Origin of the sequence: Nonomuraea sediminis (assembly GCF_018531495.1) — a bacterium.
Lineage (GTDB): Bacteria > Actinomycetota > Actinomycetes > Streptosporangiales > Streptosporangiaceae > Nonomuraea > Nonomuraea sediminis.
Window position 1 is genome coordinate 1,610,286 of the sequence record NZ_JAHDTI010000001.1, and the last position, 21,862, is coordinate 1,632,147.

The 21,862-nt window shown below is 69.8% G+C and carries 19 protein-coding genes; 9 read left to right on the plus strand and 10 right to left on the minus strand.

Annotation, left to right across the window (positions count from 1 at the left end; translation table 11 throughout):
* Together KIK09_RS07495 and KIK09_RS07500 are read left to right on the plus strand one after the other, a co-directional pair.
* Nucleotides 1-1,248, plus strand: a complete 1,248-nt coding sequence (locus tag KIK09_RS07495) for an erythromycin esterase family protein (protein WP_214317857.1) — start codon at nt 1-3, stop codon at nt 1,246-1,248.
* A gap of 98 nt (nt 1,249-1,346) precedes the next feature.
* Nucleotides 1,347-1,901, plus strand: coding sequence for a putative immunity protein (locus KIK09_RS07500; RefSeq protein WP_214317858.1), 555 nt, complete (start codon nt 1,347-1,349; stop codon nt 1,899-1,901).
* A gap of 12 nt (nt 1,902-1,913) precedes the next feature.
* On the opposite strand, the gene KIK09_RS07505 is transcribed toward KIK09_RS07500, so the two are convergent.
* Nucleotides 1,914-2,675, minus strand: a complete 762-nt coding sequence (locus KIK09_RS07505) for an SDR family oxidoreductase (protein WP_214317859.1) — start codon at nt 2,673-2,675, stop codon at nt 1,914-1,916.
* Nucleotides 2,662-3,342, minus strand: coding sequence for a VOC family protein (locus KIK09_RS07510; RefSeq protein WP_308163961.1), 681 nt, complete (start codon nt 3,340-3,342; stop codon nt 2,662-2,664). The genes KIK09_RS07505 and KIK09_RS07510 overlap by 14 nt, the downstream gene beginning before the upstream one ends.
* Nucleotides 3,343-3,497: 155 nt before the next feature.
* Here KIK09_RS07510 and KIK09_RS07515 point away from each other — a divergent pair, with 155 nt between their 5' ends.
* Nucleotides 3,498-3,845: a luciferase domain-containing protein gene (locus KIK09_RS07515; RefSeq protein WP_214317860.1), complete on the plus strand. Its 348-nt coding sequence runs from the start codon at nt 3,498-3,500 to the stop codon at nt 3,843-3,845.
* Here the strand turns inward: KIK09_RS07515 and KIK09_RS07520 are convergent.
* A complete protein-coding gene (locus KIK09_RS07520) occupies nt 3,842-6,538 on the minus strand; it encodes a helix-turn-helix transcriptional regulator (protein WP_214317861.1) in 2,697 nt (898 codons plus the stop codon). The genes KIK09_RS07515 and KIK09_RS07520 overlap by 4 nt on opposite strands.
* A gap of 93 nt (nt 6,539-6,631) precedes the next feature.
* On the opposite strand from KIK09_RS07520, the gene KIK09_RS07525 reads away from it, so the two are divergent.
* A complete protein-coding gene (locus tag KIK09_RS07525) occupies nt 6,632-7,759 on the plus strand; it encodes an epoxide hydrolase family protein (protein WP_214317862.1) in 1,128 nt (375 codons plus the stop codon).
* A gap of 55 nt (nt 7,760-7,814) precedes the next feature.
* Here the strand turns inward: KIK09_RS07525 and KIK09_RS07530 are convergent, their stop codons facing one another.
* Nucleotides 7,815-10,721, minus strand: coding sequence for a DUF11 domain-containing protein (locus KIK09_RS07530; protein ID WP_214317863.1), 2,907 nt, complete (start codon nt 10,719-10,721; stop codon nt 7,815-7,817).
* A 153-nt stretch (nt 10,722-10,874) separates the two neighbouring features.
* Between KIK09_RS07530 and KIK09_RS07535 the strand changes: the two genes are divergently transcribed.
* Nucleotides 10,875-12,029, plus strand: coding sequence for a glycoside hydrolase family 15 protein (locus KIK09_RS07535; RefSeq protein ID WP_214317864.1), 1,155 nt, complete (start codon nt 10,875-10,877; stop codon nt 12,027-12,029).
* Between the two features lie 7 nt (nt 12,030-12,036).
* On the opposite strand, the gene KIK09_RS07540 is transcribed toward KIK09_RS07535, so the two are convergent.
* Nucleotides 12,037-13,359, minus strand: coding sequence for a chloride channel protein (locus KIK09_RS07540; protein WP_214317865.1), 1,323 nt, complete (start codon nt 13,357-13,359; stop codon nt 12,037-12,039).
* A 141-nt stretch (nt 13,360-13,500) separates the two neighbouring features.
* Between KIK09_RS07540 and KIK09_RS07545 the strand changes: the two genes are divergently transcribed.
* The 4 genes from KIK09_RS07545 to KIK09_RS07560 all read left to right on the plus strand — a co-directional run bounded on the left by KIK09_RS07545 (nt 13,501) and on the right by KIK09_RS07560 (nt 17,459).
* Nucleotides 13,501-15,018, plus strand: coding sequence for an FAD-dependent monooxygenase (locus tag KIK09_RS07545; RefSeq protein ID WP_214317866.1), 1,518 nt, complete (start codon nt 13,501-13,503; stop codon nt 15,016-15,018).
* The gene (locus KIK09_RS07550) at nt 14,988-15,584 is read left to right on the plus strand and encodes a TetR/AcrR family transcriptional regulator (RefSeq protein WP_214317867.1); all 597 of its coding nucleotides are present in this window, start codon (nt 14,988-14,990) and stop codon (nt 15,582-15,584) included. Before KIK09_RS07545 ends, KIK09_RS07550 begins: the two co-directional genes overlap by 31 nt.
* A gap of 90 nt (nt 15,585-15,674) precedes the next feature.
* Nucleotides 15,675-16,961: a glucose-1-phosphate adenylyltransferase gene (locus KIK09_RS07555; protein WP_214317868.1), complete on the plus strand. Its 1,287-nt coding sequence runs from the start codon at nt 15,675-15,677 to the stop codon at nt 16,959-16,961.
* Nucleotides 16,962-17,096: 135 nt separating this feature from the next.
* Nucleotides 17,097-17,459, plus strand: coding sequence for an isoamylase early set domain-containing protein (locus KIK09_RS07560; RefSeq protein WP_214317869.1), 363 nt, complete (start codon nt 17,097-17,099; stop codon nt 17,457-17,459).
* Nucleotides 17,460-17,662: 203 nt separating this feature from the next.
* Here the strand turns inward: KIK09_RS07560 and KIK09_RS07565 are convergent, their stop codons facing one another.
* From KIK09_RS07565 to KIK09_RS07580, 5 genes are all read right to left on the minus strand, one after another.
* The gene (locus tag KIK09_RS07565; RefSeq protein ID WP_214317870.1) at nt 17,663-19,090 is read right to left on the minus strand and encodes an MFS transporter; all 1,428 of its coding nucleotides are present in this window, start codon (nt 19,088-19,090) and stop codon (nt 17,663-17,665) included.
* Nucleotides 19,091-19,237: 147 nt separating this feature from the next.
* Nucleotides 19,238-19,498: a DUF6069 family protein gene (locus KIK09_RS60545; protein ID WP_372455580.1), complete on the minus strand. Its 261-nt coding sequence runs from the start codon at nt 19,496-19,498 to the stop codon at nt 19,238-19,240.
* 107 nt (nt 19,499-19,605) lie between these two features.
* Nucleotides 19,606-20,841 (minus strand): RNA polymerase sigma factor, encoded by a 1,236-nt coding sequence (locus tag KIK09_RS07570; RefSeq protein WP_214317871.1) that lies wholly within the window; start codon nt 20,839-20,841, stop codon nt 19,606-19,608.
* A complete protein-coding gene (locus tag KIK09_RS07575) occupies nt 20,838-21,161 on the minus strand; it encodes a YciI family protein (RefSeq protein ID WP_214317872.1) in 324 nt (107 codons plus the stop codon). Before KIK09_RS07575 ends, KIK09_RS07570 begins: the two co-directional genes overlap by 4 nt.
* A gap of 52 nt (nt 21,162-21,213) precedes the next feature.
* Nucleotides 21,214-21,810, minus strand: a complete 597-nt coding sequence (locus KIK09_RS07580) for a dihydrofolate reductase family protein (protein WP_214317873.1) — start codon at nt 21,808-21,810, stop codon at nt 21,214-21,216.
* Nucleotides 21,811-21,862: the final 52 nt, after the last annotated feature.

The following is a 21,862-nucleotide window of genomic DNA, read 5'->3' on the forward strand; positions in this document are numbered from 1 at the left end:
ATGCGGCGCAAGCTCGTCCGAACATTCCTGTGCGTCGCACTGATCGGCCTGCCGACGAGCGGCTGCGCGGGCGTGGACACGTCGGGAGTGACGCCCGACGCCGTGGTCCCTCTCGATCAGGCCTCGCTCGCCGACGCCGCCGCCAACCGGGTGGTCGGGATCGGTGAGGCCACTCACGGCAACAAGGAGTTCGTCGAGGCCCGCACATTGATCATCCAGAAGCTGGTGCGGGATCACGGCTTCCGCACCGTGGCTCTGGAGGCCGACTTCGGCGGTGCGGCCGCAGCCAACGACTATGTCATGAAGGGCCGAGGCAGCGCGCTGGACGCGGTCAGGGCGCTCGGCTTCGACATCTACCGGACCCGGGAGATGTCGAATCTGATCCAGTGGATCCATGACCACAACGCCGTCGTCCCTGACGCGGACAAGGTGTGTCTCTACGGCTTCGACATGCAGCGTTACGACCTGAACAAGGAGCGGCTGCTGCGCTATCTCGCGCTGGTCGACCCTGATCGGGTCCGCCCGGTCGAGGAGTCCTTGGCCGCCCTCACCGATGCCACCAGGTCTGAACAGGACCAGGAGAAGGTTGCCGCCGCCGCGACCGCCGCCGAGCGGCTCGTCGCCCAGATGAAAGGCAATCGGGAGAAGTATGTGAGGAGCAGCACCGAGGAGTCGTTCGTGCTCGCCGTGCATCACGCCGAGACCATCGAACGCGGCGCACAGTTGCAGATCTCCGGAAATGACTACGCCCGCAAGCGGGACTTCTGGATGGCCGAGAACGTCAGGTGGATCGCGGATGCCCAGGGGCGGAAGAAGATCATATTGGGCGGTCACAACGGCCACATCGACAAGAGTGGTGCGGCATTCGCCTACGAGTCGATGGGGCGGCTGCTGGCCAAGGCGTACGGCGAGGACTACTTCACGATCGGCACCGACTTCGGCACGAGTACATTCGTCAGCAAGGACGACGACTCCGGTGAACGCAAGCAGTTCACGGTGAGCCACGACCCGCCTCTGGCCAAGCTGTTCGGCGATGAGCCGTTGGGCTACGTGAACATCGCGCAGGCCTCGTTGAAGCCCGGCAACCGCCGATTGCTCACCTCGGAGGTCCCCATGGGCAACGTCGGCGACGGCTTCCGGTCGATCTACAGTCACCTGAGCTGGACCTACACAGTGAAAATGGTGCCCGCCAAGGCCTACGACGCTTTGGTGTACGCGCCGCGGGCCAGCCCGGTGACGCCGCTGTGACCAGGCCCGCGTCGAGGCCGTTTGAAGGTTTCGCATCGATACTCGGCCTGATATCGACGGAAGGTTTACACGGATGGTTCAACGATACCGTTGATGACATGACTGCTGGTTTCCAGAAGGATGACGGCACCACGATCGAACTCAGCCGGTCCGAGCTCCGCGCCGTCGCCGGCTACGCGGTGGCGTGCGCGCGGCCCGCATTGGCGATCTTCGAACGTGAACGCCCTGACGATCGCCGTCCGCGAGCCGCGATCGACGCCGCGCAGGCGTTCGTGGACGGAGCCGAGCGGACCAAGGCGCTACGTGACAGCGCGTGGGCGGCGCACCGGGCGGCGCAGGAGACCCGCGATGCGGGACAGGCCGCGGCCAGCGACGCCGCGCGCGCGGCCGGCAACGCGGTCGGTGCGGCGTTCCTCCACCCCCTGGCGAAAGCTACCCAGGTCAAGCACATCCTCGCATCGGCCGCCTATGCCGCACGAGCCTTCGAGCTCTCCGCCGGAGACGACCCTGCCGTAGGAGCCGACCACATCGCGCGGTCGCGGATCCTCGCGGATCCCGTCGTGGTGGACGTCCTGAGGCGCTACCCGGCCGCCCCACCCGGCGGTGGGCGGGTCGGAGAACTGATCCGTCAGCTGGACGCCTCGCTCCGATGATCCCCGCCTCGTCTAGATGAACTGCTGGCCGCCGTCGATGTCGTAGGTCGCGCCGGTGAGAGCCGTGTTGCTCATGATGTGTACGGCGAGCGCCGCGACATCGGCGGGGCCGACGACGCGGCCGATCGGGAGCGTGTCCCGCAGCTCGCTCCTGCGTTCCTCCAGCCGGTCCCCGAGCAGCGACGCCGACAGCGGCGTGTCCACGAAGCCGGCGGCGATGAGGTTGACGCGAACCGGCGCGACCTCCAGCGCCAGGGTCGCCGTGAACACGGGCAGCGCGGCGGTGGCGGCCGAGACGATCCCCAGACCGTGACCGATGCGCCGACCGCCGGTGCCGCCCATGAGCACGATCGAGCCCCCGGGCCGCATCCTGCCGGCCGCGTTGCGCGCGACCTCCAGCGCCCGCACGATGTGCCCGGTCATCGCCTCACGCACCTCGGCCGCGTCCATCTCCAGCACGGGGCCGTAATGCGGACCGCCGGCCGTGATCATCACGTGGTCGATGGGCGCGGGAAGATCCTGGAAGAAGCGCGCCAGCGCGGCCGCGTCGTCGGCGTCGAAGGCCGCGGTGCGTTGCGCGCCGACCTCCCGCGCCGCCTGCTCGAGCCGGTCGGGATCGCGGCCCGTGAGGATGACCTCGGCACCCTCGGCCCGGGCGCGCCGAGCCGTCTCGAGCCCGATGCCCGCACTTCCGCCGAGCACGACGACGGTCTGCCCGGCCAGTTCCGGCTCGCGCCGCGGCCAATCAGCGGCGCCCAGGTCAGACGACGACATGCTTGACCTCGGCCATGTAGCGCCCAGCGGCCGCGGAAGCCGCCTCCGGGTTGGCGCCGCCCTGGCGGGCGTCCAGATACGCCGCGTACCAGTCCCACCAGTCATGCGGCGGGGCCACCGCCTCGAACGCGCCGTGGTGTTCGGAGGTCTCGTGCAGCAGCCCGGCCAGGGCCGCGACGTCCGTCGACCACACCCGGCCCGGGCGCCGCTCCGTCACCTCCTGCAACAGCCAGGTGTTCCCGTCGGGGTCCGCGAACGACGCCCAGCTACTGTACGACCCGTGCTCCGGATCCGGGCCGGGCTCGCGTCGCCCCGCGCTGTTCACCCCGGGTCCGTGCCACACCTCGCTGACCTCCACCCCGTGGCCCATCAGCTCCTGCCTGGCGGCCTCGACGTCCTCGACGATCAGCATCAGGTCCTTGACCGAGCCGGGCGCGAGCGCCGTCATCCCCTTGCCGAACTGGATCGAGGCGGGCGAGTTGGGCGGGGTGAACTGGATCACCCGATAGCCGTCGTCCACCGCGATGTCGGCGTCCAACCGCCACCCCAGCTTCTGGTAGAAGGTCTTCGCCCGCTCGGCGTCGCCAACCGGCAGCACCGTAACCTCGAACTTCATATCCACGATGTCGAACCTCTCGTCCATGTCGGCGGACATCACACGCGCCACACAGGCCTCCCCCGAGCCGCCGCCACCGTGATTCCCCATCGCCGCCATCCGGTAACCAGCCCAAAGGCCAAGGACTGCAGCGACCGTGACCCCAGGGTGAAATAGAGGAAAACGGACAATGGACACATCGTGTACACAGAAGTGACACTGGAGGTGTGAGCGGACCTTATGTGGCTCGTGTCATGCGCGAGCTGCGCCGCTGGCCCAGCTTGGCCATGTGCGAGAGCCATCAGGGCGTCGCCTTCACGGTCCGCGGCACCGAGATCCTCTACCCGAGCGGTCACGACGAGATGCGCCTGCGGCTGACCGCGCCCGTCATCAGCCGCCTCGGCCCCCACCTGTGGGAATCCGGCCGGGTGCACGCCTGCGAGGACGGCGCCTGGGTGTCGGTCCAGCTCGAAGCCGAAGCGGATCTGGAACTGCTGCTCGCCCTGACCAGCCTCGCGATCAAGGCCCACCACGACCTGAACGCCCCCAGCCGGACCGGGCGGGGCGCCGTCTAGAGCATCAGCGCGGCGATGTCACCGCGCGAGCTGATCCCGAGCTTCGGATAGGCCTTGTACAGGTGGTGCGCGACGGTCTTGGGGCTGAGCAGGAGCTGGGTGGCGATCTCCCGGTTCGACAGGCCCCTGGCCGCCAGCCGTACGATCTGCAGTTCCTGCGGCGTGAGCCCGAGGAAGGGCGTCGGTACGGCACGCCGGGGCACCTCCGCGCCCGTCGCGTCGAGCTCGGCGCGGGCGCGCTCGGCCCAGGGAGTGGCACCGAGCGACTCGAACGTCTCCAGCGCGAACCGGAGCTGCGCGCCGGCGTCGGCCTTGCGGCGCATCCTGCGCAACCACTCGCCGAACAGCAGCCGGGTGCGTGCGTGGTCCATGGGCCGGCTGTCGCGCTCGTGCAGGCGCAGGGCCGCGACGTAGTGGCTCTCCGCCTCGGCGTCGGACGAGGTCAGGGCCAGGCAGCGGCTGACGATCGCGTCGACCGCCGGGCGCCGGATCCTGGCCGCCCACTCGCGGTAGACGGCCAGCGGCCGGGCCGTGGGCCGCCCGATCCGCGCGGCCACCTCGACGTAGTCCGGCAGTCCCCGCAGTGCCGGGAGGGTGTGGTTGAAACAGCCCTGCAGGCTCTCGTCGAATCTGGCCAGCGCCGCCTCGTACCGCCCCAGGCCGAGATCGAGCACGGCCCGCGCCCACGCCACCCAGGCCACGGTGAGCACGTTGCCGCTCTCGAGCGCCGCCTCCGCGTGCTGCTGGGTGGCAGGCTCGTCACCGGTCAGGGCGGCCAGGTAGGCCATCATCGCGGAGGTGTGGGTGACGACCGCGGCGTCGCCGACGTCGCGGGCCATCCGCTCCGCTTCGGCGAGGTGGATCTGCGCGTTGGTGTGCTGGCCCAGCAGGAGCGTGGACATGGCCAGCCGTATCAGGATCGCGGGGAGCCAGCGGATCTCGCCGCTCTCCCTGAGCCGGCCGAGGTAGTCACCCGCGAGTGTGGACGCCTCGTGGTCGTGGCCGATCAGCAGCAGCGCGCCCACGGCGGCGATCATGGCGCGCATCGGGCCGGCCGAACTGGTCGTCCTGGCGGCGTCGGGCAGCGTGCGCAGGTCCTCCAGCAGGTCCGCGACGGGCGGGAAAGTCTCGGTCTCGCGGCCGAGCACGTTGGCCGAATACCAGCGGTGCAGCCAGACCAGCGATGCGAGCGGGTCACCCGGCGGCAGGTCGAACGCGCCGAGCCGGTCGAGGTCGGCCGCGAGCAGCGCGGTGTCCTGCGGCAGGCTCCACGCGGTGTAGACGGTCTCGTTCAGCATCCAGAAGGCCTGTTCCCTGTCGGCCCGCCCGGCGGCCTGGACCTGCAGGTCGTGGGCCGCCCTGATCTCGCCGCGGTTGAAGGCGACGATGGCGCCCACGTGGTCGAGCCGGGCCACGAGCCGCGGGTCGACGGTGCTCGCGCGGGCCTGCTCGGCCAGCCGTTCGGCCTGCGGGATCACCGAGGCCGCCAGCGCGGCCTCGGCCGCCCGGGTGAGGCGGTAGGCGACCCGGGCGGGATCGGTGGACAGGGACGCCGAGCGCTCGTAGGCGGTCGCCGCCGCCAGGTGCCCCGATCGGGCGGCCGCGCGCGCCGCCGCCTGCTCCAGGGCCGCGGCCGCCGCCTCGTCGGGGCCCGTCGCCGCGCCGGCCAGATGCCAGGCCCGCCGGTCGGCCTGCTCGGGGTCGTCGAGGAGCTCGGCCAGTTTCGCGTGTACGGCCAGCCGGTCACTGAGCGGTGCACCGTGGTAGGCGGCCGCCCTGACCAGCGGATGGCGGAAGACGACGGTGCCCGCGAGGCTGATGAGACCGCGATCCAGCGCGGGCTGCAGGTCGGCGGTCGTGATGCCGAACGAGGCGGCGGCCCGCATCACGATCGCGAGTTCGTAGGTGTCGCATGCCGCCGCGATGAGCAGCATCAGCTGGGTGGGCCGCGGCAGTCGCCGTACCTGCTGCCAGAAGGCGGCCTGGATGCGACCGGTCAGCGGCACCGGCGTGAAGGCGTCCGCGGGCAGGTCGGCGGCGGTGAGCTCGATGAGCGCGAGCGGATTGCCCCCGGTCGCCGCGTACAGCTCGTCGAGATCGGCCGCGCGTCCGTGCTCGGTGAGCAACTCCCGCGCGGCGTCCCGGTCCAGGCCGGCCAGCCGCAGCACCGGCAGCCCCTGGCACTCCCCGTCGGAGCCGTCCTCGCGCAGGCCGAGCAGCATGACGATGCCCTCGTCGCCGAGCCGTCTGGCCGCGAACATCACCGCGTCGGCCGAGGCCTGGTCGAGCCAGTGCGCGTCGTCGATCAGGCACAGCAGCGGGCGCTCGCCCGCGACCTCCGACAGCAGCGTCAGTACGGCCAGGCCGACGAGGAACCGGTCGCCCGGCTCGGCCGCCGACAGGCCGAACGCCGCGCGCAGGGCGTCCCGCTGCCGCTCCGGAAGCAGGTCCACGTGGTGGAGCAGGGGCTTGAGCAGCAGGTGGAGTCCGGAGAAGGGCAGGTCGGCCTCGGATTCCGCCGCCGTGCAGCGCACGATCCGCATGTCGCCGGCCGATCGCGACGCGTACTCCAGGAGCGCGGTCTTGCCGATGCCCGGCTGGCCGATGACGGCGAGCGCGGAGCTCTCACCGGCGCGAGCGCCGCGCAGCATGCCCTCAAGCGCCGCCTGCTCCTCCGCCCGTCCCCATAGCATGCGGACAACTTACCTATAGCCCACCATCTGCCCACAAAAAGTACCGACGTTCTGACCGATTCCTCCGCGCGCGCTGCTCCCTAGGGTGGCCGCATGTCTGAGATCCGCCCATTCCGCATCGACATCTCCCAGGACGACCTGGACGACCTGAAGAACCGGCTGGCCCGCACGCGCCTGGCCGACGAGCTGCCGTCCGACGCGATCGCCGGCAAGGTCGACATCGGCATCCCCGTGCGGCCCGGCTGGGAGTACGGCGTGCCGCTGTCGTACGTCAAGCCGCTGCTGGAGTACTGGCGTGACGGGTTCGACTGGCGCGCCCAGGAGGCCAGGCTGAACCGCTTCGCCCAGTTCACCACCGAGATCGACGGGCAGAACGTCCACTTCGTGCACGTGCGCTCCGCTGACCCCGACGCGATCCCGCTGATGCTCCTGCACGGCTGGCCCAGCAGCTTCACCGAGTACGTGGGGCTCGTCGACGAGCTCACGGCGTCCGGCTTCCACGTGGTCATCCCGTCCTACCCGGGCTTCGCCTTCTCCGGCCCGACCACCGAGCCCGGCTGGCATCCCGTGCGCATGGCGGCCGCGTTCAACGAGCTGATGAGCAGGCTCGGCTACGACAGGTTCGGCGTGCACGGCAACGACGCCGGCGCCATCATCGCGCCCGAGATGGGCAGGCTCGCCCCGGACAGGGTCATCGGCGTGCACGTCAACCAGATCTTCTCCTTCCCCAAGGGTGAGCCGGGCGAGATGGACGGCCTCAGCGAGCAGGAGCTGATGTTCATCCAGTTCGGGCAGAAGTTCCTCGAGCACGCCATCCACGACTTCGCGCAGCGGGCACAGCCTCAGACGCTCGCGCACGCCCTGTCCGACTCGCCGTACGGCCAGCTCGCCTGGAGCGGCCAGCTGCTCGGCGACTCGCTGACCCCCGACGAGATCCTCACCAACGTCTGCCTCTACTGGTTCACCAACACCGCGGCCTCCTCGGCGCGTTTCTACTTCGAGAACCACCACTCCGAGCGGCCCTCGTCGCCGACGACGGTGCCCGTGGGGCTGGCGTCCTTCGGCTACGACTTCAAGGCGCCGCGGAAGTTCGCCGAACGCGACCACGCCGACATCGTGTCCTGGAACGAGTACGACCGCGGCGGGCACTGGAGCGCCCACGAGGCGCCCGACCTCCTGCTCGAGGACATCCGCGCGTTCTTCCGCAAGGTCGGCTCATGAGCTGACCTTGCGCGTCAGGAGGCCTGCACCCGCGTGGGGTGCAGGCCTCGAGGTGTCAGTAGGTTTCGATCTTGTTGGCGTTGACGTCGTCCAGCACGCCGATGATCCCGCTGTAACGGGACGCCGTGCTCGAGTCGACCGGCAGCGCCAGCGTGTCCTGGGCGTAGAGGGCGGCGCCCCTGACCGTGCCGAGCCCCAGCGGGTCGGTGATCACGGTGCCCGCGTTGATGCGCCTGGTGGCCAGGTTGAAGTACGTGCCCAGCAGGTGCTCGGACAGGACGCTCTTCGGCTCGTTCTGGCCGCGGAAGGCCGCGGTGATCTCGGCGGCCGAGAGCGCGCCGCTGCCGTCGGTGTCGTAGCGCTGGTCGGTGGCCTGGACCCGGGCCAGGTTCTCGGCCGTCCAGAGCTCCTGGTGGTTCTTCCAGAAACCCTTGGAGAGCGGGTCGCGCGTGGGCGGGACGACCGTGATCGTGGTGGTGGCCGCCGCCGTGACCGGGGCGTAGGTGCAGGCGCCGGTGGCGTTCTGGTAGGCCACGGACACCGCGGCGGTGTACGTGGTGCCGGCCAGGGCCAGGAGCGTCGGCCGGGCGGTGAACACGATCGTCCGATCCCCTGACGTGGCGGGCAACTGGTTCACGGCCCAGGTGAGGGTCGTGGTGCCGTCGGCGTTGCGCGTCACCGTGGTCGGCTTCGGTCCGCTGCCCAGGTCGAGCGCCTGGCTGTAGTAGAGGCCCGCCGGGAGCGTGGTGGTCAGCGCGACGTGGGAGGCCGCGCCGCCGCCGGTGTTGGCGTAGGTGATCCGGTAGGTGATCGCCTCGCCGGCGTTGACCGTGGCCGTGGCGGTCGCGCCCACCGTCAGCACAGGGGCCTGGACGGTGGTCGTGGCCTTGGCGGTGTTGTCGCTGACGTAGGGGTCGGGGATGCCGTTGGCGTCGTTGCCGGTGACCGTGACGGTGTTGGTGAGCGTCGTGCCGTCGGTGGTGTCGCACGGCACCTGGTAGGTGAACTTCGGTGTGACCGTGTTGACGGCGCCGTTGGCCAGGTCGGGCAGCGAGCGCTGCTGCTTGGTGCCGTCGGGCAGCGTGTCGGTGAGCGAGATGTCCTTGGCCGTGTCAGGGCCGAGGTCGGTGACGTTGACCGTGTAGCCCACGGTGTCCCCGCCGGTCGCTTCCGCCTGGTCGGCGGACTTGGTGACCTTGAGATCGGCCTTCTGCGCCATGGCCAGGATGGTGTCCTCGGTCAGTTCCTCCGGCAGGTCACCGCGCGCGCCGTCCAGGAAGAACGTGCCGTTGAGCCGGGGGTTGTACTGGAGGTTGGCCCAGTCGTCGAAGCCGTCGAGGGGCTGGTTGGGGCTGGTGGCCGCGCAGCCGTACTTGTCGGCCGGCTTGATGGATTCGATGTAGTTGATGTCGGCGGGGATGTCCGACTCGATGCCGTTCTTCTCGTTCCAGTCGAGGGCGCCGTTGGTCGCCGGCGCCACGCGTACCTTGCCGTTGACGCCGTAGACGGTGTTGCGTGCCGGGTTCGGCGTGCCGCGCACCCCGTTGTTCTCGTTGAGATGCGCCTCGTCGAGCCTGGGGAGGTCGGTGCCCCTGACCGCGCTGGAGTAGTCCAGCGGCCTGGCGGGGTCCCGGATGGTGAACTGCAGCGTGTAGTTCATCACGCTCAGGTAATTGGGCTTGCAGTTGGTGTAGTCGCCGCCGCCGTGCCCGAGGCCGAGCGTGTGGCCGAACTCGTGCATGAACGTGGCGGCCTCCGAGTTCCTGCGGCCGTTGAGGATGGCGGTCGCGGTGCCGCCGATGGCGCCGAGCGTGACCATGAAGTCGTTGCCGCCGTGCGGAGCGGTCTCCGCCCATTCCGAGATGCCCGACGACTTGAGGTTCTCCGCGTGGGTGTCCCCGAAGATCATGTAGCGGAACGCGTCGCGCTTCGCCTTCAGGATGAACTCGCAGTTCGAGTCGGCCCGATCCGCCACGGTGCCGAAGTGGCCGGTGCAGGGGCCGCGCGGCTTGGCGTTCTTCAGGTCGTTGAAATCGTCCAGCTTGTCCGTGCCGTCGGGGTTCTTGGCCGTCCCGTCTGTTTGGAAGAGGATCCCGGAGACCACCGGCAGGTTGCTCTCGTCGACGGCCGTGTGCAGGTTGACCCCGCGATACTTGGTCTTGGTGGCGTCCGCAGGGTCGGGATAGGGGTCGACAGGGGCGTCGGCGAAGGCCTTGACGACGTCGTCCAGCGCTCCCGGTTGCGGCGCGAACCCGGTCATCGCGTCCGCCTCGACGAACAGGTCCTTCCTGTACGGCAGGGCGTTGTAGGGCGGGTCCCCCAGCGCCAGGTCGACCTTGTCGTCCCCGTTGATGTTGTAGCCCTGCCCCGGAGTCTCCCAGGTGTTGAGGAGGCCGTCGTTGTCGCTGTCGGCGTCCTTGGCCACGTCCAGGCAGTGCGGCGTGGTGATGGTGAAGTACCCGCGCGCCGAGTCCGGTCCGCTGGTCTCGCTCTCCCCCGCCAGGCTCGGGATCCCGGCTCCTTGCTGCGCGGTCAGGCCGCCGCCGGTGAAGACGCACGTGTCCAGGTTGAAGTCCAGGTCGAGGTAGTCACCGGTCTTGGCCCAGTGGATGACGTCGTCCTGGGAGAGGTCGTCCTGGTCCCACAGCTCCAGATGGATGGCCACCGGATTGTGCGAGGTGTCGACGTTGACCTTGCGCACCCAGTTGGTACGGAAGTCGGAGCCGTGCGCGCAGCAGAAGTCGTCCCTGCCGTCGAACAGGCCCTGGTGATCGATCTCGAACTTCGGATAGTAGTCATTCCCGCACGCCTCGCCGGCGCCCTCGTCGCACGACAGCTCGACGACCCGGTACAGATGTACGGTCACCTCCACGGTGGCCGCCTGGGCCGGAGTGGTGCCCACGTACAGCACCACCATGAGCGTCGCGACCAACGCACGGAGTAACAGGCCAAACCTACTCATGACACCCCCCTCGGTGTGCAGCAGAAACAGGGCGAACGTATCCGCGCGGTCACCGGGTGTCGTGAGTACCCTCTACTCAGTCCGCGGAGGGCGAGCTGCCATGATCGCGCCCTTCGCGGGGTATGCAACGTGCATTCGGGTGGGGTGTTCGTTATGGCGGGGGACGGTTACCCGGCGATCTCCGACTACGCGTTCCTGAGCGACTGTCATTCGCTGGCGCTGGTGGGCCGGGACGCGTCAGTGGAGTGGGCGTGCTTTCACAGGTTCGACAGCAGCCCTGTCTTCGCGCGGATCCTGGACCGGGATCGCGGCGGCTACTTCCGGATCGCTCCCAGCGGGGACCATCGCGTCACGCGACGGTACCTGCCGCACACCAACGTGCTGGAGACCCGTTTCGAGACCGCGACAGGTGCGGCCGATCACCTGGAGGGCTACCGGGGCTCGCGCCCGGTGCGCATCGGCAACGGCGCGTGGAACCAGTTCCAGCTCGACATCTACGGGGAACTGCTCGCCGCGGCCTGGTTCGTCATGCAGCAGCATGGCTGGCGGCCCCGTGCCAAGGGGCGTTTCGCGTTCATCCGTGACGTGGTGGAGCTGAACATCCAGCGCTGGCGGGAGCCGGACGAAGGGATCTGGGAGGTCCGCGGCGGGCGCAGGGACTTCGTCTTCTCCAAGCTCATGGCGTGGCTCTGCGGCGACTGCGGCCTGCGGATCCTCGACCTGGTCCCGGATTCGGCCGCGGACACCGGACTCCGAGCGCGATGGGAGCAGGCGCGCGCGGAGATCCGGACCAGCCTGGAGAGCAGAGGAGTGGACCCCGAGACCGGGGCGTTCCTGCAGGCCTACGAGCACGACGCGCTGGACGCGTCCGCGCTGCAGGTCGGGTTGCGCGGGTTCCTGCCGTTCGACGACCCGCGGGTCCTGGCCACCATCGATCGGGTCGAGGCGGAGCTGGCCCGCAACGGCCATGTTCACCGCTACCTGAGCGACGACGGTCTCGCGGGCGACGAGGGCTCGTTCGTCTTCTGCACGCTCTGGCTGGTCAGCGCCCTCGCGCGCGCGGGGCGTGTCGAGGCCGCCGAGGCGTACCTGGCCCGGGTCCTCGACTGCGCCAGCGACCTGGGGCTGCTCGCCGAGGAGATCGACCCCGACACCGGCGAACAGCTCGGCAACTTCCCTCAGGGGTTCAGCCATCTCGGGGTCATCGCAGCCGTGCTGAACCTGGAATTCGCGCGGGATCACGCTGCCGGGGCCGCGTCGGTAGGCTCCCCGGTCACGGTCGGTACGGCCGGCCGTACCGACCCTTGACGAAGGCTCAGCCCTTGTCGCCCTGCGGCATCTTCCTGGGGCCGCGCAGCAACTCCGCGGCGGCGAACGCCACGACCGTGACGACGATCATCAGCGGCATCTGCTGCGCGGCGTCGCCTCCCATCAGGACCGTCGCCAGGACCAGCGCGGACACCGGGAGCCGCAGAGTCGCGGCGCCGCCTGCGGCCAGCCCCGCGGCGATGCCGGAGGCCGCCCCGAACCCGGGCAGCCCCGAGCAGGCGACCCCCAGCGCGGCGCCGAGCAGCAGCGCGGGGAAGACCGGGCCGCCGCGGAGACTGCCCAGCGAGATGCCCCAGCCGATCCCCTTGAACAGCACCAGCAACAGCAGCGCGGACAGCGCCCAGGATTGCGGCTGCGCGGCCAGCACCGTCAGGGTGGCCTGACCGGACAGGGCGGCCTCGGCGGGCGATCGGCCGGTGAGCAGCGCGTACGCGGCGACGCAGGCGCCGACCGCGATCGCGCAGCCGATCGTCCTGGGCACCGTTCGGGTCTGGGTCCAGTCGCCCAGCCTGCGGCCGAGCGCCATCATGGCCACCACACCGCACGCGATCAGCACCGCGAGGGGGACGCCCCACAGGAAGTCGCCCACGCCGAGCCGCTGCGCCGGCGGCACCGTGGGCAGCGCCAGGGCGCCGATGCCCAGCCCCGTCCAGTGCCCGAACCCGGTGAAGACCACCGCGCCGACACCGCTGGCCAGCAAGGAGGGCAGGATGATCGCGAACAGCTGCGGCCCGCCCACCCCCGCCACCTCGATGAGCAGTACCGCGGCGATGAGCGGGCTGCCGAAGATCGTGGAGATGGCGGCAGCCGATCCCGCGGTGCTCAGCACGGCGACCGCCTGCGGGGCCTCGGCGCGCCGCGCGGAGCGGATGGTCAGCAGCGCGAGCCCGCTGCCGAGCGCCATCAGCGGCGCCTCAGGACCGAGCACGGCGCCGAGCGGCAGGCTCGCCAGCGCGGCCAGCACCACTCCCGGCAGCGCCGAGGGCGGCGTCGGCCCACCACCCAGCCCGTGTGCCGGGACGTGACCGCCGTGACCAGGAAGCCGCGCCACCACCACCGCCACCAGCACGCCGGCGAGCGCGAGCGCGGGCAACGGCCACCACCACGGAGCGGTGGAGTATCCGGCCGCGTGGGGGAGCCGCGTCCAGACCCAGTCCTGCAGGGCATGCTCCAGGCCCACGAACCCGAAGGCCACGAGGGAGATCGGAACGCCGATCAACGCCGAGAGCAGCAGCAGCTTGAGATAGCCGGGGCTGCGCAGCAGGCGGTGGAGCTCGATGGGCTCGGACACCCCCACCTCCCCCGTCATCCGCTGACCACCTCGAACCCAAAGTAGGTCGGACCACCCGTTCGAGGCCGCACTCCCATGGGCTGAATCCCTCCCTCTCTTCGCAAACAAACAGCAAGCCCGGGTGGCTGAATTAGTAATCGGTACGGTACCGTTTATTAAATGACAGATACCGTACTCATCGCGGGAGCCGGGCCCACCGGGCTGGCGCTGGCCATCCACCTGGCGCTGCACGACATTCCCGTGCACGTCATCGACGCAGCCCCCTCCCCCGCCACCACGTCGCGCGCCCTGGGACTGCAGCCGCGCGGCGCCGAGGTGCTCGAGCGGATCGGCGCCCTCGGCGACCTGCGGGAACGCTCGCAGAGGTCGCTCACCATGTCCTACAACGAGGGATCGAGGACCGTGCTGCGCTTCCAGGTCGGCGCCGCCGTGGCCGACCTGCCCAAGCAGGCCCTGCTGATCTCGCAGGCCGAGGTCGAGGGCACGCTGCGCGAACGGCTTGCCGGCCTGGGCGTCGAGGTCGAGTGGGACACCCGGCTGGTAGCCGCGCAGCAGGACGGCAAGGGCGTCACGGTCACGGTCCGGTCGGCCGGCGGCGAGGAGCGCGAGCTGCGGGCCGACTGGCTGGTCGGCTGCGACGGCGCCCACAGCATGGTGCGCAAGCTGGCCGGGATCGCCTTCCCCGGACGCAAGCTCATCGAGCGCCTGCTGATGGTCGACGTGCGGGCGGCCTGGCCGTTCGACAGGAACGGCAGCACGACCTGGATGGAGGCAGGCCACATGCTGTCGGTGACCGCGCTGCCGGGCGACACCTGGCGGGTGTTCACCGAGCCGCCGCCCGGCCTGCCGGACGAGCTGACGGAGCAGGAGATCACCGAGCGGGTGCTGCAGGAGTTCTCCCACCGCAGCGGCGTCGGCCTCGACACGGTCTCCGAGGTGACGTGGGCCTCGGAGTTCCGCCTCCACCGGCGGCTCGCCGAGGCCTACCGCCGCGGCCGGATCCTGCTGGCGGGCGACGCCGCGCACATCCAGAGCCCCAGCGGCGGGCAGGGCCAGAACACCGGGCTCGGCGACGCGGAGAACCTGGCGTGGAAGCTGGTGCTGGTCGCGCGCGGCCGCGCCGACCAGCGCCTGCTCGACACCTACGAGGGCGAGCGCCGCCCGCTGGCCCGCAACGTCCTGCGGGCCACCAGCACGGCCGTGGACATCATGCTGCCCGACACCGCGTGGAAGAAGCTGCTGCGCGACCGGGTGGTGCTGCCGGTCTTCCGCCTGCCCGCGGTGCAGCGCCGGCTGTGGCTGGCCGCCTCGCAGCTGGGCATCAGCTACCGGGGCGGCCCGCTGGCTCCCTCCTCGCACCGCTGGTCGCCGGGTCCGCGGCCGGGCGACCGTATGCCCGACATCAGGTGCACAGGGCTCGACGGCGAGCAGACCACCTTCCACGCCGCGCTCGAGGGCCGCTGGGCGGTCGTCGCGGGCGACCGGCGGCAGGCCGTACGGCATGCCGAGGCGGCGGCCGCCCAGGTGGGCGCCGACCTGGTCGTCCCGCTGGTGCGCGCGCAGGGGACGTCGGAGGAGGTGGTGCTGGTCCGGCCCGACGGGCACGTCGGTTGGCGCGGCGGTCCGGCACCGGACAGACTGGCCGCATGGCTGAACCAGGTGCTGTGGCCGGCGTAGAGCGCGGCCGTCCCCGCGACCCCGGCAACGACGCCGCCATCCTGGAAGCCGCGCTCGACCTGTTCATCGAGCGCGGTGCCCGGGGCACCAGCATCGAGGCGGTCGCCCAGCGCGCGGGCGTGGCCAAACTCACCGTCTACCGGCGCTGGCGGTCCAAGGAGGACCTGCTGATGGCCGCGCTCGAGCACGCCCGCAACCCCGAGCTGGAAGCCGAGGCCACGGAGCGGAGCGTCGAGGACCTGGTCGCCTTCATCGCCGGGCTGCTGAGCAGGCCGCGCTTCCGCGCGCTCATGGCGCGGGTGATCGGCGCCTCGGTCGACCATCCGCAGCTGGTGACCGCCTACACCGAGCGCTACCTGCGTCCCAGGCTGGAGACCCTGCCGGAGATCGCGCGGCGGGCCGTCGACGGCGGGCACCTGCCGCCGGGCACCGACCCGGCCGTGCTCCAGGACGTGCTGTCGAGCTCGATCGCGTTCGTGCTGCTGAGCGCCGAGCAGGAGGTGACCGCCGAGCAGATCGAACACCGGCTGCGGAGCCTGCTCCGGCACATCGGTTACCGCACCTGAGAAACAACGGAACCAGTTTTGCCCATCAATAGCCGGGACCAAGAATTTTCTTGCGATAGGCCTGTGGAAAGGCCCGATAATGTCGACTCCATGACCTCGCTCAGAGTCCTGGCAGTTGTGCTGGCCGGCGGAGTGGGCAGACGGCTGATGCCCCTCACGGTGGCCAGAGCCAAGCCGGCGGTGCCTTTCGGCGGAATGTACAGATTGATAGATTTTGTCCTTTCCAATCTGACCAACGCCGGATATTTCAAGATCGTTGTGCTGACGCAGTACCAGAGCCGAAGCCTCGACAGGTACATCTCCCGCAGCTGGCAGCTGTCCCCGATCCTGGGCCACCACATCACCCCGGTCGCCGCCCAGCAGCAGCTGGGACCGCAGTGGTTCACCGGCTCCGCCGACGCGCTGTTCCAGAACCTGCACCTGATCAAGGAGGAGATGCCGGAGCACGTGCTGGTGTTCGGCGCCGACCACGTCTACCGCATGGATCCGCGCCAGATGCTGGCCCAGCACGCCGAATCGGGCGCCGACGTGACCGTCGCGGCCATCCGGCAGCCCCTGGCGCTCGCCCACCAGTTCGGCGTGATCGAGACCGCCGGCTGCGGCAGGCGGATCGCCAACTTCGCCGAGAAGCCGCAGAACGCGGTCGGGCTGGCCGATTCACCGGATGAGATCTACGCCTCGATGGGCAACTACGTGTTCAGGACCGAGGCCCTGATCGACGCGGTGTGCGCCGACGCGCTCGACGTCACCAGCAGGCACGACATCGGCGGTGACATCATCCCGATGCTCGCGGAGAGGGGCAGGGCGGACGTCTACGACTTCGCGCGCAACCTGGTGCCCGGCGCGCGCGAGCGCGAACGCGGCTACTGGCGCGACGTGGGCACGCTGGACGCCTACTTCGAGGCGCACATGGACCTCCTCCTCCCCGATCCGCCGTTCATCCTGCACAACGACGCCTGGCCGATCCGCACGTGGCACGACGTCCTGGCGCCGACCACGTTCCTGCGCGGCATGGAGGAGCGGGCGGGAAGGGCCGTCGACGCGCTGGTCTCCCCTGGGGTGACCGTCGCGGGCGGCGCCACGATCGAACGGTCGGTGCTGTCGCCGCGGGTGACCCTGCAGGCGCGCGCCCGGGTCGAGAACTGCGTGCTGATGGAGAACGTGCACGTGGGCAGGGACGCGATCGTCCGGCGCGCCATCGTGGACAAGGACGCCGTCATTCCTGACGGTGCCCGCATCGGCCTCGACCCCGACGAGGACCGCGCCAGGTACACCGTCACCGAGAACGGGATCGTCGTCATCGGCGGCGACGAGGGCGGTTTCCCCGGCAGCGGAATCGAAAGCATCGTCAATGTTCCGGCGACGTCGCCCGGCTGATTCCATGCGAAAGTTCAGACACAGGAAACGTCCATCAAGGCGCTTCTAAAGTTTCGGAGTTCGACCATTCGAGGGCGAGGACCCGGGTATGACTGAGCGCGGCGATGCCCATTTAGCACCATTCGGGGGAGAGCAATGATCACGCATGGAAAATCCACAAAAAAGGGGCATGTCGAGATTCTCTTCTCGCTGCCCGCTCACGTCGGCCCGGTCTCCGTCGTCGGCGACTTCAACGGCTGGGACCCGTTCGCGCATCCGATGAGGCTCGGCACCGACGGGCAGTACAGCGTCGCCGTCGCGATGCCGAAGGGCAAGGCCTACGCCTTCCGCTACCTGGGCGAGGGCGGCCACTGGTTCGACGAGGAGGCCGTCTGCGAGTACGACGAGCGCGGCGCGATCCTGCGTACCCCCACCCCTGCACGTCGCGCGGCCGTCGCCAAGACCGCGTCCACCAAGACCGCGACCAAGACCGCTCGCGCGAAGACCCGGCTCGCCTAGACCGGCCACTTGAGCCGTCGCCTCCCTGACGGGGCGACGGCTCAAGGTCGTTCCCAGGGGCCATCGCGCTGCTTCCCGAACACCTGCCGCTGCGCGCGGATCGCTTTGCGGTTGGCGGTGGTGGTCAGCCAACGCGGCGAGGATGGCCGGCCAACGGGTGGCACCCCGTCGGCCGGCCGTCCTCGCCGCGTTGGGCCGGTTGCTCACTGGGGTTCTGACGGGGCCTTGCGGGGCATCAGGGCGACGACCGGGAGGCTGAGGGCGGTGACGGCCAGAACGACGATAAGAGTGACTTTCATCGCGTGGTCCAGTCCGGAGGTCGCGGCTTGGAAGAAGATCGACGTGACCGCGGCCGAGCCGATCGCTGATGCGAGTTGCTGGATCGAGCTGAACGAGCCGCTGGCGCTGCCGGCTTCCTCAGGTTTCGCGTCGCCGAGAGCGACGACGGGGATCGTGGCGAAGCTGAGGCTGATGCCGACGCCGATGACGAAGAACGCCGGGGCCAGCGCCCAGAGGCTGACGTTCGTCCCGGAGTAAGCGACGAGGACCAGTACCCAACCGCAACCGACGAGGTCGACGGTGAGGCCGATGAAGACGAGCCGGCGACCGAGCTTGGCGACCAGGCCACCCATGGCGGCGAACCCGGCGGCGACGAGCCCCAGGGTGAGCGGCAGCAGACCGAGTGAGGTGTCCCCCGGGCCGGCGTGCAGCCCCTCCTGCAGGAACAGCGACAGCACGAAGAGCAGGCCGGTGCCGGCGGCGGCGGCGACCAGGCACACGAGCAATCCGGAAGTGAAACCCCGGTTCCGCAGGAGCGAGGGCGTGATGAGCGGGTGGGTCGCGGTGCGCTGACGGTAGGCGAAGGCAGCGAAGAACAGGACGCCGACGACGATCGAGCCGATCGAGATGACGCCCCAGCCGTTGCTCGAGCCCTCGATCAGGCCGTACAGCAGCCCGAGCATGGTAGCCCCGAGCAGGCCGGAGGCCCAGCCGTCGACGACGGTGGACCGGTCGCCTTCGTCGTCACGCGGAAGGATCTTGACGGCCATGATCAGCCCGACAAGGCCAAGGATGATGTTGATGAGGAAGATCGGGCGCCAGGACAGACCGAACACGTCGGCGCTGATGAGGAAACCGGCCAGGACAGGGCCGCCGACACTGGAGAGAGCGAGAACCGGGCCGAACAGCCCGAACGCCTTGGCGAGCATGTCGCGGTCGAATGCTTTCGTCATGATCGCCATGCCTTGCGGGATGAGCAGAGCCCCGAACGCTCCCTGAGCGACCCGGGCGACGATGAGCAGGGCCGGGTTAGGTGAGAACCCGGCGACTGCCGACGCCAGGGTGAACCCGCCCATGCCGATCAGTAAAAGCCTGCGCTGGCCGAACTTGTCGCCCAGCCGTCCGCCGACCACGAGCAGGACACCCATGGCGAGCATGTACGCCGGCCCCAACCACTTGATCAGGCTTTCACCGCCGTGGAGCTCGCGGGCGATGGTGGGGGCGGCGATGTTCGTGACGGTTGCATCGATCACGTCGAGGGCGTCGGCAAGCAGCACCAGCCCCAGGATCGCCCACATCAGGCGGCTGGAGCGGCGTGTGGTGACGGTGCTCGGCTCCGTCGAGGTAGTCATGAGGAGCGTCCTTCCCTTGCCCGAGGCGCCCCTCTTGGGCGGCCTCTCACCCGCACTACGAACACCCCCGACCCGATCCGACACCGCCCACAAAGATTTCGTCGAAATCTTCCGGCGCGCGAACCGACCACGGTGGTGTGGAGGCACCTACGCACGCTTCTCAGCCGCGTGCGACAGCTGGAGATGTCGCGGTGCTCTCCGGATCGCCCACGTCAGGCCCGGTATGACGATCGCCGCTGCCAGTACATGACCACCTGCGAGCAGGAGCCTGGCCGCTGTAGTCGTGTGGCTCGGAGCAAGCGGAAGCGCGAACGAGACCGCGGTCAGCGCGAGTACGACCCGGACGAAGGTCTGTTGCGGACGAGTCGCTCGCGTCTCTACGGTCGCCGCAACCCGGCGCCCCCGAATCCTGCGCCGTTGCTCGGCGAGAAGGGTTGGCGGCTGAACACGTCAATAGTGCGGCGTGCCACGTCGGCTTTCATCGCTGTGTCAAGTGCGCTCTTCAAACGCGGGCGCTACTGCAGTTGGTCGCGGCGGCGGGTGAGGTAGGCGGTCTCGCCGGTGTTGCCGGCCAGCTCGATGGCCCGGTCGTAGGCCGCGCGTGACTGCTGACTCCGGCCCAGCCGGCGCAGCAGGTCGGCGCGGGTGGCGTGGTAGGCGTGATAGCCGGCCAACGCCTCGGCCAGGCGGTCGACGATGGCCAGTGCCACCTCCGGCCCGTCGAGCTCGGCCACGGCGATGGCCCGGTTGAGGGCGATGATCGGCGAGGGGTCGAGGCGGACGAGCTGGTCGTAGAGGGCGAGGACCTGCGACCAGTCGGTGTCGCGGATGTCGCGGGCGGAGGTGTGCACCGCGTTGATCGCGGCGAGGATCTGATAGCGGCCCGGAGCCACCCCGGCGGCGGCAGCGGCCAGGCGCTCGCGCACCAGCCGATGACCTTCGGCGATCAGCGCCGCGTCCCAGGCCCCACGGTCCTGCTCGTCGAGAGCAACCAGTTCGCCGCCGGCCGAGACCCGGGCGGGGCGGCGGGCCTCGATGAGCAGCATCAGCGCCAGCAGCCCGGCCACCTCTCCGTCCTGCGGCAGGAGCGCGCGGATCAGGCGGGTGAGCCGGATCGCCTCGGTGGTCAGGTCGTGCCGTACGGGATCGGTGTCGGGGCCGCTGGCCAGGTAGCCCTCGTTGAAGACGAGGTAGAGGACGGCCAGGACGCCGGAGACGCGTGCCGGCAGATCGTCGGCGGACGGCATCCGATAGGGGATGCGCGCCGCCTTGATCTTGGCCTTCGCGCGGGTGATGCGCTGCTCCATGGTGGTCCCCTGCACCAGGAAGGCACGGGCGATCTCGGGCACGGTCAGGCCGCCGACCATGCGCAGCGTCAACGCCACGCGCGCTTCCACCGCCAGCGCCGGGTGACAGCAGGCGAAGATCAGCCGGAGCCGGTCGTCGTCGATGGCGCCCAGCGGCTCGGGTGGGGTGTTGTCGTGCAGCATCTGAGCCTCCTTGTGCTTGTCGTCGCGTTTGTTCTCGCGCCGGATCCGGTCGATGGCCTTGCGGTTGGCGGTGGTGGTCAGCCACGCGCCCGGGTTGGGGGGAACGCCGTCGGCCGGCCACCGCTCGACGGCGGTCGCGAACGCTTCGGCCGCCGCCTCCTCGGCGATGCCGAGGTCACCGAAACGCCTGGTCAGCGCGGCCACCACCCGCGCCCACTCGTCGTGATGGGCCCGGGTGATCGCCTCCTCGACGTCGCTCACAGGAACGGCCGCACCTCGATCTTCCGATCGCAGACCTTCGACGCCTCGGCGGCGAGCTTGAGCGCCACATCCAGATCGGGGGCCTCCCACACCCAGACGCCGGCGAGGTACTCCTTCGACTCCACGAAAGGCCCGTCGCTGAACACCGCCTGCTCGCCCCGGTTGTCGATGACCGTGGCCGCGTCGGTGTCCGCGAGTCCGCCCGCGAAAACCCAGTAGCCCTCGGCGATCAGTCGTTCGTTGAACGCGCTGATGGCAGGCTGCCTGTCCGTGCTGCCGGGATTGCTCTTGTCATCGATCACGGAAACCAGATACCGCATCTGAAGATCATCTCCTGTGGTGTCAAGACCGCGTGGTTCGTCGGTAGGGACTTCAGGCCGTCGCATACCGCGGGCGCCCGGCCGGCCGGTAGACCTGGATCGTCACGCCCTTCGAGTCGACCCGCGACTTGACCAGGTCGAGCGCGAGATCCGGACCGGTCTCCGGGAACAGTCTCGCGCCCTGGCCGAGGATCACCGGGATCACGATCAGAATCATCTCGTCGACCAGATCGTTCTCCAGCAGCCACCGGGTCAGGATGCCACTGCCGTGCACCTGCAGCTCACCCCCGGGCTTGGCCTTCAGCTCACTGACGGCCGCCGCGAGGTCACCACGGAGAACGGTCGTATTCTCCCAACGCGGCGCGGTGAGCGTGGTCGAGGCAACGTACTTGGGGGCCTCGTTCAAGGCCACGCCGATGGGATGTGGGTTTGATCCCCAGGAGGTGAACAACTCGTAGGTGCGCCGGCCGAACAGGAACGCGTCGGCGCGCTGGTAGGTCTGCGTGATGAACGTCCTGGTCTCGTCGTCACCCGCCCCCCGCGCCCATCCGCCGCGCTCGAATCCGTTCCTGCGGTCCTCATCCGACGCGCCGCCGTTTCCCTGCATCACTCCATCGATGGTGACCTGAGTCACGGTCGTCAGCTTCATGATCGCGGTTCCTTTTGCCTCGGCGCCGCCCCCTTGCGGGCGGCCTCACCCG

Excerpts from the sequence above, each read along its gene's own strand:
- KIK09_RS07545 (WP_214317866.1), top strand. The coding sequence starts at position 13,501 with ATGACAGATACCGTACTCATCGCGGGAGCCGGGCCCACCGGGCTGGCG.
- KIK09_RS07525 (WP_214317862.1), top strand. The coding sequence starts at position 6,632 with ATGTCTGAGATCCGCCCATTCCGCATCGACATCTCCCAGGACGACCTG.
- KIK09_RS07520 (WP_214317861.1), bottom strand. The coding sequence starts at position 6,538 with ATGCTATGGGGACGGGCGGAGGAGCAGGCGGCGCTTGAGGGCATGCTG.
- KIK09_RS07575 (WP_214317872.1), bottom strand. The coding sequence starts at position 21,161 with ATGCGGTATCTGGTTTCCGTGATCGATGACAAGAGCAATCCCGGCAGC.
- KIK09_RS07495 (WP_214317857.1), top strand. The coding sequence starts at position 1 with ATGCGGCGCAAGCTCGTCCGAACATTCCTGTGCGTCGCACTGATCGGC.
- KIK09_RS07500 (WP_214317858.1), top strand. The coding sequence starts at position 1,347 with ATGACTGCTGGTTTCCAGAAGGATGACGGCACCACGATCGAACTCAGC.
- KIK09_RS07550 (WP_214317867.1), top strand. The coding sequence starts at position 14,988 with ATGGCTGAACCAGGTGCTGTGGCCGGCGTAGAGCGCGGCCGTCCCCGC.
- KIK09_RS07530 (WP_214317863.1), bottom strand. The coding sequence starts at position 10,721 with ATGAGTAGGTTTGGCCTGTTACTCCGTGCGTTGGTCGCGACGCTCATG.
- KIK09_RS07560 (WP_214317869.1), top strand. The coding sequence starts at position 17,097 with ATGATCACGCATGGAAAATCCACAAAAAAGGGGCATGTCGAGATTCTC.
- KIK09_RS07540 (WP_214317865.1), bottom strand. The coding sequence starts at position 13,359 with ATGACGGGGGAGGTGGGGGTGTCCGAGCCCATCGAGCTCCACCGCCTG.
- KIK09_RS07505 (WP_214317859.1), bottom strand. The coding sequence starts at position 2,675 with ATGTCGTCGTCTGACCTGGGCGCCGCTGATTGGCCGCGGCGCGAGCCG.
- KIK09_RS07580 (WP_214317873.1), bottom strand. The coding sequence starts at position 21,810 with ATGAAGCTGACGACCGTGACTCAGGTCACCATCGATGGAGTGATGCAG.
- KIK09_RS07565 (WP_214317870.1), bottom strand. The coding sequence starts at position 19,090 with ATGACTACCTCGACGGAGCCGAGCACCGTCACCACACGCCGCTCCAGC.
- KIK09_RS07555 (WP_214317868.1), top strand. The coding sequence starts at position 15,675 with ATGACCTCGCTCAGAGTCCTGGCAGTTGTGCTGGCCGGCGGAGTGGGC.
- KIK09_RS07535 (WP_214317864.1), top strand. The coding sequence starts at position 10,875 with ATGGCGGGGGACGGTTACCCGGCGATCTCCGACTACGCGTTCCTGAGC.